Here is a 14697-nt window from a genome sequence, read left to right as displayed (position 1 = left end):
CGGTCGGCGCCGCGGCAGCGCTCAGCGACGGCGCAGCAGGAGCGCACCCGCGGCGGCGAGCAGCGACGCCAACAGGGCAAGCGAACGGCCGTCGAGCGTCGGCACGGCGATCACCGTCACGGCGAGAATCGTCGTCGGGTCGCTCGCTGCGTCGTTGGCGAAGTTCGAGTCGCCACCGCCCGCCACCGTCGCACCGTTGACGACCTGCGCCGGGGCGTCGGCGGCGACGCTCACCGTGACGACGAGCGGCGGGTAGCTCGCCGCCGCCGCGAGCGCGTCGCTGCGCGTGCAGGAGAGCATCGCCGGACCGGTCGCCGGGGTGGCACTGCACGACGTCCAACCGCTGCCGCCGATCGCCGTGGCCGTGAGGCCGGCGGGCAGCGCGTCGCTCACGGTCACCGCGCCCGAGCTCGGTTGGGTTCCGACGTTGCTCACCAGGAGCGTGTAGTCGTGGCCGCCGCTGCCTTGCGGGAAGGTCCCGACGTGGGATTTGGCGATCGCCAGATCTGGCCCGCCGACCCCGAGCGTCGCCGCGGCGCCCGGGGTGCTCCACCAGGCCGGCTCGCTGCCGTCGTCGTAGGTGTAGCCGAGCGGGCCGGTGAGGTTCTCCTTCGTGCCGAGCGACGTCGCCGTCACATCGACCGTGACGGTGCAGGCCGCGTCGGCCGCGAGCGCGAGCGACGAGAGCTCGATCGCGGTGCCGCCGGCCGGCGCGGTCACGTCTCCCGCCACCGACACGCCGGGCGCCAGCGGATCGAGGCAGCTTCCGCCGAGACCGTTCGGCGTGGCGACGACGAGCCCCGGCGGCAGATCGTCGACGAAGGCCAGGTTGCCGAAGGTCGGCAGGAAGCTCGGGTTGCTCTGCGAGTTGTTGGGATTCGTGAGAGTGAACGTCAGCGTCACCGTGCCCCCGACGAGCGTAGTGTTCGGGGCGAACGCCTTGGCGAAGGTTGGCCGATCGATCACCGTGAGGGTCGCCGGGCTGCAGGCGGTGCTGGTGGCGTTGTCGGCGGAGACCGTACAGTCGCTGTTGACGAGATCGCCGACGCCTCCGGCGGTGATCGTCACCAGGATCTCGCACGAGCCCCCGGCCGCGAGCGTCGCCCCGACGAGTCCGACGGTGGTCGCTCCGGGAGCGGCGGCCACCGTCCCGTCGCAGGTGGTCGATCCACCCGGGGTCGCGGCAACCGTCATGCCGGCCGGCAGGTTGTCGGTGAGCGCGACGCCGGTGGCGGTCGCCCCCGCCGAATTGACCAGGGTCAGGTCGAGGAGTGCCGTTCTCCCGGTCAGGATGCGCGCGGGGATGAACGACTTCACGGCGGACGGCGCGGCCGTCTGCCCCGCCGACGGCGCCGCGGCGACGAACGAGATCGCCACCGCCACGAACCAACCAAATTGCCGGATCCAACGCTTCATGGCGACACCCCTCGGAGCTCGTTCACCCACTTCGGCGGATCGTGTGCTCCGGCAGGATACCTGCGCTTCTCCGCCCCGCCAAGCGCCGGCACCGAGCGTCCTCGCCGGCCGCAAGCGGTGGAATGACCTCCCGAGCTCCGACACGCGCGGCGAGGCCGTTCACGGCTCGCGCGCCGGTCACTGGGCCAGAGTGCCGGACTCGCGATCCTCGAGGAACGGCAGGGCGACGCCGCAGACCGAGATCGCCTTGCCGAGTCCGTCGGCAGGGCGCTCGAGGTAGCCGGTTGCGGGGCTCCGCACGAGAGTCTCGACCATCTGCCGCAGGCTGCGCGACGAGGTCGCGTCGACGACGCGAAAGTCGAAGAACGAATCGCTCGAGTACGTCCCCTCGTGGGTCGCACCGTCCGGCATGAAGACGGCGAGGCTGGGCGGCAGCCCGCTCGCGTCCGCGCCGGTCGCGAGCTCGGAGCGCGTGGCGCAGCCGCTGACCAGCGTCTGCGCCTGGGCTTCCAATCGTGCGCGGTACGGCGACCCGTCCCCGGGCGTCAGCACCGGCGGACAGGGATCGTGTCCGAAGACCGTGCGGCTCGGCGAGCTTGCCCAGCGACCCCACCAGACGACGTTGCCGTCGCCGCCATGGGTGTGCTCGTCGTTCGGGTCCGAGAGGTCCTCGCGGACGAGGATCGGTGCCGAGATGTGGTGGGCGAGCACATGCTGACGGCTGCGGCATTTCCACGCGTCGCCCGCCGCCGCATGCTCCGCCACGCAGGAGGTGTCGAAGATCGTGTCGAGCGAGGCACCGGGCGACGGCAGGTAGCTCGTGTACTGCTCGAGGTAGGGCGAGAGCGGGGCGGTATCGTCCGGCTGTCCGTCGTAGACGCCACCTCGGGCGTCGCACCGCTCCGGATGCCGCTGTAGAAGTCGCCCGTCCGGGACGGATCGACGTCGACCTCGTTCTCCGCCGCAGGCAGGAAGTTGGCGTCGAGGACCGCGCCCACGTCGCCGGCAAACGCCGTCCAGCCGCGCGAATGATCGGCGAGACGATCGGCGTTGCGGTGAAGACCGTGGGCACCCCCGGAGTGCCCCACGAACACGACCTGCGTCGCGCGCTCGAGCGCCGGGAAGGCGATCGAGACCGGCACCACGTTGCCGCTGACGACTTCCCAGCTCGAGAAGGTGAGCCCTTCGTTGGTGATCGAGTTGCCGCGCAGCGCCTCGAGAGCGGCCTGCAGGATCAACTGTCCGTGGCAGCTCGACGATGCGCTGTCCGGTCCGCAGCCGCACCCGCAGCTCGTGAGCGTCGAACGGCTTGGTGAGGTCGTCGTCGGCACCGGCTTCCAAGCCGACGACGACCTCCTCGACCGTGCCACGGGAGGTGAGCAGGATCACGTAAGTGCAGGGTTCGTGCCCCCGGCGCCGCAGCTCGCGACAGACCTCGATGCCCTCCATTCCCGGCATCACCCAGTCGAGCACGGCGAGTAGCGGGGCGTTCTCGGCGCTGAGGACGGCGAGCGCTTCGAGACCGTCCTCGACGACGAGTGGCGTGAAGCCCAGACGCTGCAGCGTGACTTCGAGAACGCGCCGCGAAACCGCGTTGTCATCGGCCAGGAGGTCTCTCAGAGTGCACCACCCCCGGGGCTTCGAGAGCGCAGGCGGGCCGGTCGCGGCCCGAGCGCCAGCGCCTCCTGCGAACCGCGCACAGCGCTTCCTCGGGCGACGCCCACGACACGGCCGTCTCGACCGGCGGCCCGGCGACGCGGAACGGGCACCGGCGGCACCGGGGAGGTGCGGTGACCGGGCGACCCCGTCGTCGACGTCTGTCGTGCCGCGGCGTCCCCGCTTGCCGCTCGCCCTCCTCGCGGTGAGAGGATCGGGCTTCGAGCAGCGTCCGACGCCGCAGCCTTCGAGGAGCCTCCGATGGGAATTCCGCCCCACGCATTCGTCCTGACGATGAACCTGCTCCTCCTCTCGGTGGGGCCAAGCGCCGTGGAACTCGGCAAGGCGAGCGGCAGCGGCACGATCGACCGCATCCGCCCCAACCCGGCCACTCCCGACCAACCGACGACCGAGAAGGTCCCCTTCACGGCGCGAACGTCGTGGGCCTACCACGTCGCGATCGGCGGACAGACCTACACCTGGCTGGTCCTCGCCGATCAGGAGCCGCCGGCTGCCACCGATCGTGACGCCGCCAACGTCGACGAGGCGCGGCGCAACTGGTGCGCCCGCGCCAAGGCCTCCTTCGTGGCCGTCATGCTGACCCGGGAGGGTGAGGTCAACCTCACTGAGCTCTGCGCGGGAGACGGTGAGGTCAACACCGAGATGCTGAGCCGCGCCAACGGGCTCGACAGCACGGTGGTGACCCTGACCTCGCACGACCGGCGCCACCTCGCCGGCGCGTTGCGCATGGGGCGCGGATCTTGTCCGGGTCCCGGCGATCAGGCCGAGTACTGCGAGAAGACCGGCGACTTCGTCTTCGACGCGCCGTTCGTGCCCTGAGCCGCGTCGACTTGCCGCTTGCCGAACCCGGGGGGATCCCGCTAGCCTCCCGGTCCCCGTCCCAGCCCTCGGCCGCAAGGAGCCCGCGATGCACGTTCCGCCTGGATTCGGTCGCGTCACGCCCCACCTCTTCGTCGACAACGCCGAGCGCTTCCTCGACTTCCTGATGGCCGGGCTCGGCGGCCACGAGACGCTGCGGCACCTCCGTCCCGACGGGAAAGTCGCCAACGCCCAGGTCCGATTCGACGACTCGACGGTGATGGTGAGCGAAGCGACCGAGGACTATCCGGCGATGCCTAGTTCGTTCTACCTCTTCGTCGACGACGCCGATCGCGCCATGTCTCGCGCCATCGAGCACGGCGCGACGATGGTGCTGGCGGTCGCCGACATGCCCTACGGCGACCGCCAGGGCGGCGTACGCGATCCGCACGGCAATCTGTGGTGGATCTCCGAGCGCCTGAGCGCTGATCCCTACGATTGAGCCGACCGGTGCCGTCGAGGGATCGAACCTTCGACTGTCCGCCGCGTAGACGGGCGGAGACCTGTCGAGGTGACCTCATGGCACGACGCCACGCCTTCCTGCTCGCCGCCTTCGTCGTCCCTTTCGCTTTCGGCACGACCCGTGCCGTGGCAACCGCTCCGGAAGAAGCCGCAAGCCCGGCGTCCACCGCGGCACGAGAGATCGCGGCCGGCATCCATCTCGTCCCCGGGAGCTTCGTCCCCGGCCGCCAGCCCGACGGCAACAGCCTCCTGCTGGTCGGCCCTCGAGGAATCGTCGTCGTCGACAGCGGGCGACACGACGCGCACACCGAGCGGGTCCTCGCCGCCGCGCGGGCCCTCGGCGCCCCGATCGTCGCAGTGGTCAACACGCACTGGCACCTCGACCACATCAGCGGCAACGCGCACTTGCGGCAGGCCTTCCCCGACCTTCGCGTCCTTGCCAGCGGAGCGCTCGACGCGGCGAGCAAGGGCTTCCTGGCGAGCTCTCGACGGCAACTCGAGCAGATGATCGCGACCGCGCCGGATGCCGCGACCGCGGCCCCCTGGAAGGCTGAGCTGGCACGGATCGCGTCGATCCCCAAGCTGGCGCCCGACGAGATCGTCACGGCCTCCGGCGAGCGGACGCTGGCCGGGCGAACCGTGCGGCTGGTGCTCGAGACACCCGCTGTCACCGCGGGCGACCTCTGGGTCTTCGATCCCGCAACCCGCGTGCTGATCGCCGGCGATCTCGTCACCCTGCCGGTACCCTTTCTCGACACCGCCTGCCCGAAGGGCTGGCGGAGCGCGCTCGACCATCTCGCGACCATCGACTTCCAGCTCCTCGTCCCGGGGCACGGCCCGCCGATGTCGCGAGCCGCCTTCGAGACGTACCGGACGGCGTTCGGCCGGCTCCTCGACTGCGCCGCCTCGACGCAGCCGGTCGAGTCCTGTGCGACAGGCTGGCTCCACGACGCCGAGACGCTGCTCGATGGCGCCGATCCGTCCTTCACCCGCGAGCTTCTCGACTACTACCTGGGCGAGGTCCTGCGCGGCGATCGGTCCCGCCTCGAGGCCCTCTGCAAGGCCTAGCCTGGAGCCCACGAGAGCCTGGGGCTCGGGGGCTCGACCTCGCCGGCACGACGGCGGCGAATTCGTTGCGGCGCTCGTCGCGGACGAGATCGAGCCGCGGCATCAGCGCGACGACGGCGAGCTGACCCCTGGCCAGGCCTCCAGGCCGCCGGTCTCGAACCCTTCCGCGAGCAGGCTCGACGAGAGGACGAGGCAGGCGTCCGCCTCGATCAATCCGCCGCCGAGCTCCCCCTGCTCCACGCCCCCACCCTTCCACATCCTCGCGCTCCCCGCGTCATCAACGAGGAACGCGCTGGCGTGATCACGGTGTCGGCGGGCGAGCGGGGTGACCGCCATCCACTGATTGCTCGCCACGTCGTAGGCGAAGCTGTCGGCGTACGCCTCGGGCCACTGCCCGCAACCCGGCAGCACGATCTTGCCGGCGAGGCGCCAGGAAGAGCCGCTGTCGAAGCCGAACGCCTCCGTTCCGTCGCATCCGGAGGTGCCATGGCCGAGCGGCGGAATCGCGGCCCGTGGCTGCCAGCCGAGACCGATCTGCTTCGGGTCGAAGACCAGGACAGTGTCGATCGCCGTCCGCGCCGAACCACTGACCGCGTCGCCGCCGAGCGAGTACACCCGTCCGTCGACCACGGCGGAGGCCTGGCCCGCCGCGGGTGACGGCAGGTCGGGGCCCGCCGACCACCGATTGCCCGCGGTGGCTCGCGGGTCGTAGATCCAGGTCTGCGCGCTCGCCGTCGGCGAGGCCGCGCTCGGGCAGTCGCCCCCCCACACGATCGCCCGGTTGTCGACGACGGCGACCCCCCCGGGAAGGACCGTCGAACCGTCGACCGTCCCTGGCCACGGGTCGCTCGCCACGACCTCCGCCACACCGGAGTCGGGACGGAACACCTGGACCGCCGACACGCACTCGCCGTCGACATCGCGACCGCCGAAGACGAAGAGCCCCGGCCCCTCGTCGTCGGTGAGTCGCGCGATGGAGTAGTCCGACACCCAGATCGGCATCTCCGCCCCCGTGTCGCTCCACTGTCCCGTCGCCAGGTCGCGGCTCCAGACCGTGCCGTCGGTCGAGCCGTCACTCGCGCGGAAACCCGGCACGTAGAGCCGGCGCTCGAAGACCTCGGCGTCGTAGTGCGAGGCCGCCGCCGGCAGCGGAGCGCTCGGCACCCAGGGGCCGATCCGGCTGATGAAGCGGGCGCTGACGTCGCCGATCCGCGTCGCCACCAGGTTGCCGAGACGATCGATCTCGAAGACGCCCGAGCTCGACGTCGTCAGCAGGTTGCCGTTGTCGAGCGCATGGACCCCGCGCAGCCCGGAGAGCGACGCCGGCAGGTAACGGCCGACCAACTCTCCCGTCGGTGCGATCTCCAGAATGCCGCTCTGGCCACCGTTGAAGACCGCCACCAGGACGTTCCCGCTGGGGATTTGCTCGACCTGCTCGGGGAAGCTGTCCACGGCGACGAACGCGCCAGCCGACACTCCGTCTTCCTCGAAACGATGCAGCAGGTGACTGCCGGTGCCCGGGATCAGCCACTGACGAGCGACGAGCGATCCTGCCCCGACCGAGACGGCGGCGATGTCGAACGGACTGAGCAGCCCTCCGGCGCCCGGCGCGACCAGGTGCCCGGCGAAGCTCCCGTTGCCGTCGAACATCACCACGCTGTCGTGATTGGTCGAGTCGGCGGAAGTCACCAGGAGCAGGCCATCGTGCATGGCAATCCCGCGAGCGTTGTCGAGCACGTCGGGATCGGCCCCGCCGACCGGTGCGAAGTGCCGGACGAATGCGCCGCTCGACAGCTCGTACTCGAGCACGGCGTCGTTGACCTGGTCGGAGACCAGCAGCGTCCGCCCGTCGGGCCCGGCAATCGCCTCGACCGGCGTGGCGAGATGAGCCGGGTCGGAGGGGATGAAGTCGGGATCGACGAGGGCTCCATCCTCCGGAGCGAAGGCCATGATCCGCTTGTTCGTCGAATCGGGGACCAGCAGCAGTCCGGTCGTCGCGAGACGAGCGAGCGCCTCCGCCCGCGCGGAGGGATCGGGCGCCGCCAACGGCCGGTCGAGCGCCGGCTCGACGCCTGACTTCTCGAGCAGCAAGGCCACGGGCTCGGCGCCGAGCGTCACCCCAGCCGACAAGAGAATACCGAGAATGACCGCCACGATGCGGCGGTGGACGGGGCGACGCCGACCCTCGGCCGGCGAATCGACGCAAGAGACGACTCGTTGCTCGTACGACGTGGTCATCGCGATCCCCCTGGCTCGGTCGAAGCCTTTATCGCGGGATCAAGCCTGTCGTGTGCGACAGCCGGTCGAAACCGGACGGAATCCCGGATGGGCGTCGGTTCTCGTCCTACGGCCAGTGAGGGGAAGGTCCGCCACGGGCAGACCGTGTGGGCGCTGCATTCCATCCGAACCCTCCCTCCTTCCGGGCCGGGATCGGCCCAGGATTCGGGGAAGGAGGCGGCGAGACGGAGCCGGGAGCCGGAGCCGAGAGGCGTGTCGTGGACGTCGCCGTCGGCTACCGTTCGGTTCGAGCCCGACTGGTCGATCCGCTCACGCCGTTTCCCGGCGCCGAGCCGGCATCGTCCCCCGTCGGCTCCCCTTGGTTCGAGCTCTCGAGATCAGGGTACGCCTACGTTGCCTCCCACACAAGTGACGCGCGAGACGTCACGGCCACCGGATCGCCCTCCCGCCAACGCCCGGCGAGATGCCCTGGCCTCGAGCAACCGAGAAGGTGCGAGAAGGTGCCGAGAAGGTGCCACTCACTTTTCAACTGCTTGAATCAACGCGAGATGCCATGTCCCTGGCACCTGTCGAGCACCTGTCGAGGGCTGAGGGTCCCCTGCCGCGGCGAGGCGACGGAAGGCGGAAGCCTCGGCCACGAGCAGCGGCAGATCGCCGAGCCTCACCACCTCGCCGCGCACCGCCACCGGCTCGGCCACCAGATCGAGCAGCTCGGGACCGAGCGGGCGACCGGCAGGAGTAACCAGCATGAGCACGAATCGCTCCCCGCTCCGCGTGCGCGCCACGAGCGCCGCCGGGGCTCCGCCCGAGATGCAACGCACCGCGCAGTCGCGGTGAACCTTGCCCTCGCCGGGGTTCATCACGCCGAGGTAGCACTTCGAGTCGACCACCTCGCCGACGAGAGACTGCTCGCCGAGCGGCAGGCTCGCCACGGCCGGCGTCGCCGCCGCCGGCACCGCCTCGGCGCGAGCCACTTCGAAGAGCACGGCCGGACCGCGGCGGATCCAGTGCCCGGTGAGCCGCACGCTACGTCCGGCGAGCGCCATCACCGCGGGAGCCGGAGCGTGCTTGCCCTCCCCCACGAGGGGAACGACCCTCGGCACCGCGATGCCGGCGCTATCTCCCGCCGTCCAGAGCGCCGGCAGAGGCGCGGCGCGCAGGACGCCGGACACCGTCACCTCCGTCCAGGGGTCGTACACTCCAGGTCCGAGCGCCCGCTGGCTCGCCGCGAGCCCGGCTCCCACCGCGAGGAACAACAGCGCCAGCGTCGCGGCGACGCGTCGCAAGAACGGTGGGATCCCTGGCGGCGGTGGCAGGTAACCGACGAAGAAGTCGCTGCGGTCCGGGGGCGACACGATCGCCGGATCGAACCGCGCCGGCTCGACCCGCGTGCCCGCAGGCAGCGGGCGCGGATCGACGAGCACTCGCCTCCCTTCGATCCGCACGCGGAAGGTGGACACGCGCTCGGTAAACGGCGGCGGCGAGGCACCGTCTTCCGGCCGGTACTGATATCCGTGCCAGGGACAGGTCACACACCCGTCGACGATCCGGCCTTCGCCGAGCGGGCCGTTCTGGTGCTGGCAGACATTCGAGATCGCCGAGATCGTCCCGGTGTGGCGGAAGACCGCCACGCGCTCGCCGCCGAGCGAGACCACCCGTGCGCGCCCCTCGGGGATCTCGTCGAGGCGAGCCGCGGCGACGAAGCCGTCCGCCTCCGCCTCCGCGAGCGCCCGGTCGAGGCGCCGCTCGCGCGCGGCGGCAAGGAGGTGCAGCCCGACGAGCACGACCATTCCGAGCCCGACGAGCAGGGCCGGCAGCAGCGCCCGCTCGTCCTGCAGCACGCCGAGCGCGACGTGTCCGACCAGCAGCGCATAGACGGCGTACCCGCCGAAATGGATCGCCTTCCACACCGGCGCGGACAGCTGCGTCAACCAGAAGTCGTGCGAGGTCGCGGCCATCACGAAGAGGATCGCGAGCGCGATGGCGCCGAGCAGTTGAAACGGGAACCACGGGAGCGACTCGAACCGCGTGTTGCTCACCAGCAGCGATATCAGCGGAAACCGGTCGCCGAAGGCGTGGAACTGCACCAGGGCGAACCCGCCGTGCGCGAGGCCGCAGAGGAAGGTCGTGACTCCGAGATGCCGGCGGTTCCACAGCAGGGGCAGGTAGCGAGGATCTAGCCGCGTCAACGGACCGATCGCCAGCGCGACATGCAGCAGCAGGAACGCCGCGGTGCCAAAGGCGCGAAGGAGTGCCGTCTCCACGGTCATCTCCGGGCGCAGCGAGGCGGTGACGCCGAGGAAAGCGACGAGGTAGAGCGCGAGCAGGACACCGAGGACGAGGTCGTAGCGGCGCTTGGCAGGCGACCACTGCACCGCCTTGTAGCCCGCGCTCATCGCCCGCCCTCCATCTCGACGGAAGACGGCAGCTCGGCGAGCGGGCGGTCGAGCTCCGGCCTTGCCGGACGGGCGCGAAGCGCCGCCAGGAGGAGCACCGGCAACAGCAGCGCCAACAGCAGGAAGAGGCGGCGATGGCGATCGCGATGGGCGCGAATCATCGCACCGCTCCTTCGACCGCGCGGCGATGGGCCGTCCGCTCGACCGGCGGCGGCGAGTCGTGGAAGAGCCGGCGAGCCAACAGCGGCCAGAGCGCCACCAGGCCGGGCACGACGATCAGGCGAAATCCGACCGAAGCGCCGCGCGCCGCCGGATCGAGCCGCGCGAGCCCGCGACCGAGATGGGCGAGCGCCAGCACGACACCCACGCCCACGTAGACACCCGATCCTGCCACCACGACTCGCGCGACGAGCTCCGCTGCCATCGGCCCCTCCAACCTCGAATGCTGAATCTCAGCCTCTGCGATGCGAGTCCCCATTCGGAGGTTCCATGACGCCGCTGCGAGGCCAGCCCTGCCAAGTCCCCGAGGCAGACTGCTACCCAAGCCACCGTCCGACGCGCCAGTCGGGTCGGGAGGGGTGCCAGGCACTTTTCCGAGGCACTTCTCCGAAGAGGTGCCCGAAAAGGTGCCAGCCACTTCTCAAGTGCTTGACTCAAAGCGAGATGCCAAGTCCCTGGCACCTGTCGAGCACCTGATGAGCGGCGTGGTGCGAGCGCCGATGCCGGCTCGCCCCGCCCAACCCGACCGGGCGAGTCCCCGATGGTAGGCTTCGCCGGTCGTCGTTCGAGTCGCGGACTCCGCATCCGCCCGAGGACGCCACCCACTCTGCGCCGTCCCGCGCCTCCGCCTCGAGGAGCCCCCCATGCGCCGTCTTCTCTGTCGCCTTTCGCTCGCCGTGCTCACCCTCATGGTGTTCCCGGCCCTCGCCGCCGCCACCGTCGTCATCAACGAGCTCGACTCAGACCAAGCCGGCACCGACGCGGCCGAGTTCGTCGAGCTCTTCGACGGCGGCGCCGGCAACACGTCGCTGACGGGCATGGTGGTCGTCTTCTACAACGGGTCGAACGACCTTTCCTACGCCGCCTTCGACCTCGACGGCTATTCGACCGACGCCAGCGGCTACTTCGTGCTCGGCAACACGGGTGTCCCCGGCGTCGATCTCGTCTTCGCCGGCAACTTCCTGCAGAACGGTCAGGACGCAGTGGCTCTCTACAACGGCGACGCGACATCGTTTCCGAACGGCACGGCGGTGACGACGACCAATCTGGTCGATGCCCTGGTCTACGACACGTCGGACGCGGACGACCCGGGGCTGCTCGTGCTGCTCAACGCCGGACAGCCGCAGGTCGACGAGAACGCCAACGCAGCGAGCGCCACGGAGTCGATCGGTAGGTGCCCCAACGGCTCGGGTGGGGCTCGCAACACCTCGAGCTACGCGGCCGGGTCGCCGACCGCCAACGCCGCCAACAACTGTGCGGCCCCGCCGGTCCCGCACGCCATCCACGAGATCCAGGGTAGCGGCGCAAGCTCGCCGTTCGTCGCGACGGCGGTCGAGACCACCGGCATCGTCACCGGCGTCAAGACGACCGGCTTCTACCTGCAGGCACCCGACACCAGCGCCGACGCCGACCCGACCACCTCCGAGGGCGTGTTCGTCTTCACCTCGAGCGCTCCCACCGTCGCGGTCGGCGACAGCGTGACCGTCACCGGGACCGTCTCCGAGTACATCCCGACGGCCGACACCCAGCAGCCGCCACTGACCGAGATCGGCGCGCCGCAGCTGTCGGTGACACTGAACTCGAGCGGCAACCCGCTGCCTGCAGCCATCTCGCTGACGACCACACTTCCCGATCCCGCGGGTGCGCACGACCAGTTGGAGCGCTACGAGGGGATGCTCGTCACGGTACCTTCGCTCACCGTTGTCGCCCCGACCCTCGGCTCGGTCGACGAGCCGACGGCGACCGCGACCAGCACCGGCGTGCTCTACGGCGTCGTGACCGGCGTTGCTCGCCCCTTGCGCGAAGCCGGGGTGCAACTCCCCGACGCGCTGCCGGCCGGGTCACCCGCGAACGTACCGCGGTTCGACACCAACCCGGAGACGCTGCGCGTCGATAGCGACGGCGTCGGACATGCCCTGCTCGACGTCAACACCGGCACGGTGCTCACTGGCATCAACGGCCCGCTCACCTACGGTTTCCGCCACTACACGATCGAGATCGCCGCGAGCGCCACCGTCGGTGCGTCCGGAGGCGTGACGCCCGTGGCGGTCACGACGCCGACGAGCGCCGAATTCACCATCGGCAGCTACAACCTCGAGCGCTTCTTCGACATCACCGACGACCCGGCGATCAGCGAGCCGGTGCTCTCGGCCGCCGCCTTCGAGGCGCGCCTGGTGAAGGCGTCGCGGGGGATTCGCGAGATCCTGCGCACCCCCGACATCCTCGGCGTCGCGGAATGCGAGAACCTGGCGACGCTCTCGACCCTCGCCGCGCGCCTCAACGCCGACGCGGTGGCCGCCGGACAACCCGACCCGCAGTACGCCGCCTATCTCATGGAAGGCCACGATGTCGGCGGCATCGACGTCGGCTTCCTGGTGAAGACGGCACCGGTCGCCGGAAGCGTGGCGAGGGTCGAAGCGCTCTCGGTCGCCCAGGAGGGCTTCAACACGCTCTTCGTCAGCCCGGACAGCTCGACGGCCTTCCTCAACGACCGTCCGACGCTACGCCTGCAGGCCATCGTCAGCTTCGTCAACGGGAAGCGCTTCCCCGTCACCGTGATGGTCAACCACCTGCGCTCGCTCGGCAGCGTCAACAGCGAAGCGGCCGGCAGCAACGGCTGGACGACCGAGGGCCAGCGGGTGCGCGCCAAGCGGCTGCAGCAGGCAGAGGAGGTCGCCACCGTCGTGCAGGCGCGGCAGGCCGCCGACCCGAACGAGTGGATCGTCCTGGTCGGCGACTTCAACGCCTTCGACGTCAATGACGGGTTCGTCGACTCGATCGGAACGATTCTCGGCGCGCCCGCTCCGGACGACCAGTCCGTCGTCCCCGGCGACGGCATCGACCTCGTCACACCGAACCTCGTCCGGCTCGGCGCCGGAACCTACTCCTACACCTTCGACGGCGCGGCGCAATCGCTCGACCACGTTCTCGTCGACGCCGCCGCGGTCTCCGGCACGGTCGCACGCCGGCTCGAGCCAGGGCACGTCAACGCCGACTTTGCCGAGACAGTGCGCAACGACGGTTCGAGCGTGGCCCGACTCTCCGACCACGATCCCCTGCTCGCCTACTTCCAGCCGGTCGGTGTCGACGCGACCTCGCTGCTGCGCGACGGCTTCGAGAGCGGCGACCGTCGCTGGTGGACGCCGAGCGCGCCCTGACGGATCCGGCAATCGCCGCGAAACCAACGGCCCGAAAGCGGCCACCAACGAACGGGGCGCACGACCGTGCGCCCCGTCGTGATCCGGAACCGACGATCTCCCGAGGCACCCTGCGGCGTGCTCAGCTCCCGCCGCAGGAAAACGCGCTCGTGTCGGACACCAGCGGCGCAGACTGTCCCGAGGCGTTGGCGTAGTGGCGCGTCGCGCCGGTCACCCTGTCGGTAACCCTGACCTCGAACGCGACCGTCGAGCCCGAGGAGAGGAACACCCAGTAGCTGCCGTTCACCCCGCATCCGTCGAGCACCTTCACGGTCACCTCGACGTTCTCCGGCGAGAAGAACCAGAGGAGCCCGCTTGCCCCGTCGCCGTCGAGCGGACGCGCGTGTCCCGCGCCCGTGCCTCCCGAAAAGTCCGACCAGGTCGCCTCGACCTGGAACCGACCGCCACCCAGACAAAGCCTCGTCGGCGACGGCACGCATCTCGCAGCGTGGACGACCAGCTGTTCGCGCACCAGCGCCTTGTCGGGCCAATTGTCGAGGTTGCGCTCGAAGAGCCGGACCTCGTACACGCCCTCGGCCAGCGAGCCGAGATTCCAGTCGATCGGCTCGAGAGCCGGCTGGACCGGAATCGGCAGGATCGGCGGCGGCGGGTCCATCCGATAGGTAAGCTCGATGATCTTCCCAAGGACTCGCGGTTCCTCCACGGTGAAGCTGGCGGCGGTCCGTCGCACGATCGTGGTGAGCAGCACCGGCGCCGCATCGGTCGCCACGACGGGGAGCACGAAGTCGGCCGATCCGGCTTCGTAGACCGGGAGCTCGACCTGGTCGAGCACCGGCAGCGGCGGCGGAGTCGGCCCCGGCGCTTCCGGCCCCTTCCGCAGGCGGATCCGGTACGGGCTGAAGAGGGGATGGAACGGCCCGACCCGGACCGTTGCCGAGAACGAGGCGGTCGAGGCGGCGTCGCAACCCAGCAGATCGATGTCGATCACGTGCTGGTTCGACACGACCTTCTCGACCGGCTGGGCGAAGACACCGCTGCAGCCGACGCCGGTGACGCGTGCTTCGATCTGCTCGTTCCAGACTGCGACATCCGGCACCAGGGTCAGATCGACCTGCTGGCCCTCCACTCGCCCGGCGCCGAGCCACCCCGTCACGCAGACGATGGCCCAGAGAGGCGTCGAGCGGGCGACAGCTCGCATCGCGAGC

General features: G+C 70.4%; 10 protein-coding genes and 1 pseudogene. 4 read left to right on the top strand and 7 right to left on the bottom strand.

Going from position 1 to position 14697, the window contains the following annotated elements; translation table 11 throughout:
* Positions 1-21: 21 nt before the first annotated feature.
* On the bottom strand, positions 22-1416 hold the full coding sequence (locus IPJ17_10515) for a hypothetical protein (protein ID QQR75973.1): 1395 nt from the start codon (positions 1414-1416) through the stop codon (positions 22-24).
* A gap of 177 nt (positions 1417-1593) precedes the next feature.
* Positions 1594-3351, bottom strand: a complete 1758-nt coding sequence (locus IPJ17_10510; protein ID QQR75972.1) for a response regulator — start codon at positions 3349-3351, stop codon at positions 1594-1596.
* On the opposite strand from IPJ17_10510, the gene IPJ17_10505 reads away from it, so the two are divergent.
* From IPJ17_10505 to IPJ17_10495, 3 genes are all read left to right on the top strand, one after another.
* Complete coding sequence (locus IPJ17_10505; protein QQR75971.1) at positions 3334-3912, top strand: hypothetical protein; 579 nt, start codon at positions 3334-3336, stop codon at positions 3910-3912. The genes IPJ17_10510 and IPJ17_10505 overlap by 18 nt on opposite strands.
* Before the next feature lie 88 nt (positions 3913-4000).
* Positions 4001-4393 carry a VOC family protein gene (locus tag IPJ17_10500; protein ID QQR75970.1) on the top strand — a complete coding sequence of 131 codons (393 nt, stop codon included), beginning with the start codon at positions 4001-4003 and terminating at the stop codon, positions 4391-4393.
* A gap of 77 nt (positions 4394-4470) precedes the next feature.
* Positions 4471-5481 (top strand): MBL fold metallo-hydrolase, encoded by a 1011-nt coding sequence (locus IPJ17_10495; GenBank protein ID QQR75969.1) that lies wholly within the window; start codon positions 4471-4473, stop codon positions 5479-5481.
* Between the two features lie 102 nt (positions 5482-5583).
* Here IPJ17_10495 and IPJ17_10490 read toward each other — a convergent pair whose 3' ends face one another.
* The 4 genes and pseudogenes from IPJ17_10490 to IPJ17_10475 all read right to left on the bottom strand — a co-directional run bounded on the left by IPJ17_10490 (position 5584) and on the right by IPJ17_10475 (position 10539).
* Positions 5584-7719, bottom strand: coding sequence for a hypothetical protein (locus tag IPJ17_10490; GenBank protein ID QQR75968.1), 2136 nt, complete (start codon positions 7717-7719; stop codon positions 5584-5586).
* 1373 nt (positions 7720-9092) lie between these two features.
* Positions 9093-10115: pseudogene (locus IPJ17_10485) on the bottom strand (ferric reductase-like transmembrane domain-containing protein).
* Positions 10112-10276 carry a hypothetical protein gene (locus tag IPJ17_10480; protein ID QQR75967.1) on the bottom strand — a complete coding sequence of 55 codons (165 nt, stop codon included), beginning with the start codon at positions 10274-10276 and terminating at the stop codon, positions 10112-10114. Before IPJ17_10480 ends, IPJ17_10485 begins: the two are co-directional and overlap by 4 nt.
* On the bottom strand, positions 10273-10539 hold the full coding sequence (locus tag IPJ17_10475) for a hypothetical protein (GenBank protein QQR75966.1): 267 nt from the start codon (positions 10537-10539) through the stop codon (positions 10273-10275). Before IPJ17_10475 ends, IPJ17_10480 begins: the two co-directional genes overlap by 4 nt.
* A gap of 439 nt (positions 10540-10978) precedes the next feature.
* On the opposite strand from IPJ17_10475, the gene IPJ17_10470 reads away from it, so the two are divergent.
* Positions 10979-13492: a hypothetical protein gene (locus IPJ17_10470; GenBank protein ID QQR75965.1), complete on the top strand. Its 2514-nt coding sequence runs from the start codon at positions 10979-10981 to the stop codon at positions 13490-13492.
* A 121-nt stretch (positions 13493-13613) separates the two neighbouring features.
* Here IPJ17_10470 and IPJ17_10465 read toward each other — a convergent pair whose 3' ends face one another.
* Positions 13614-14690, bottom strand: a complete 1077-nt coding sequence (locus tag IPJ17_10465) for a hypothetical protein (GenBank protein ID QQR75964.1) — start codon at positions 14688-14690, stop codon at positions 13614-13616.
* Positions 14691-14697 lie beyond the last annotated feature (7 nt).

The organism is Holophagales bacterium (genome assembly GCA_016699405.1).
In the GTDB taxonomy this organism is placed as follows: domain Bacteria; phylum Acidobacteriota; class Thermoanaerobaculia; order Multivoradales; family JAGPDF01; genus JAAYLR01.
This window is presented reverse-complemented; position numbering and strand designations above follow the sequence as displayed.

Bases quoted from the DNA above. Each gene is read 5' to 3' on its own strand.
- IPJ17_10495 (QQR75969.1), top strand. From the start codon at position 4,471: ATGGCACGACGCCACGCCTTCCTGCTCGCCGCCTTCGTCGTCCCTTTC.
- IPJ17_10465 (QQR75964.1), bottom strand. From the start codon at position 14,690: ATGCGAGCTGTCGCCCGCTCGACGCCTCTCTGGGCCATCGTCTGCGTG.
- IPJ17_10475 (QQR75966.1), bottom strand. From the start codon at position 10,539: ATGGCAGCGGAGCTCGTCGCGCGAGTCGTGGTGGCAGGATCGGGTGTC.
- IPJ17_10490 (QQR75968.1), bottom strand. From the start codon at position 7,719: ATGACCACGTCGTACGAGCAACGAGTCGTCTCTTGCGTCGATTCGCCG.
- IPJ17_10500 (QQR75970.1), top strand. From the start codon at position 4,001: ATGCACGTTCCGCCTGGATTCGGTCGCGTCACGCCCCACCTCTTCGTC.
- IPJ17_10470 (QQR75965.1), top strand. From the start codon at position 10,979: ATGCGCCGTCTTCTCTGTCGCCTTTCGCTCGCCGTGCTCACCCTCATG.
- IPJ17_10505 (QQR75971.1), top strand. From the start codon at position 3,334: ATGGGAATTCCGCCCCACGCATTCGTCCTGACGATGAACCTGCTCCTC.
- IPJ17_10480 (QQR75967.1), bottom strand. From the start codon at position 10,276: ATGATTCGCGCCCATCGCGATCGCCATCGCCGCCTCTTCCTGCTGTTG.
- IPJ17_10515 (QQR75973.1), bottom strand. From the start codon at position 1,416: ATGAAGCGTTGGATCCGGCAATTTGGTTGGTTCGTGGCGGTGGCGATC.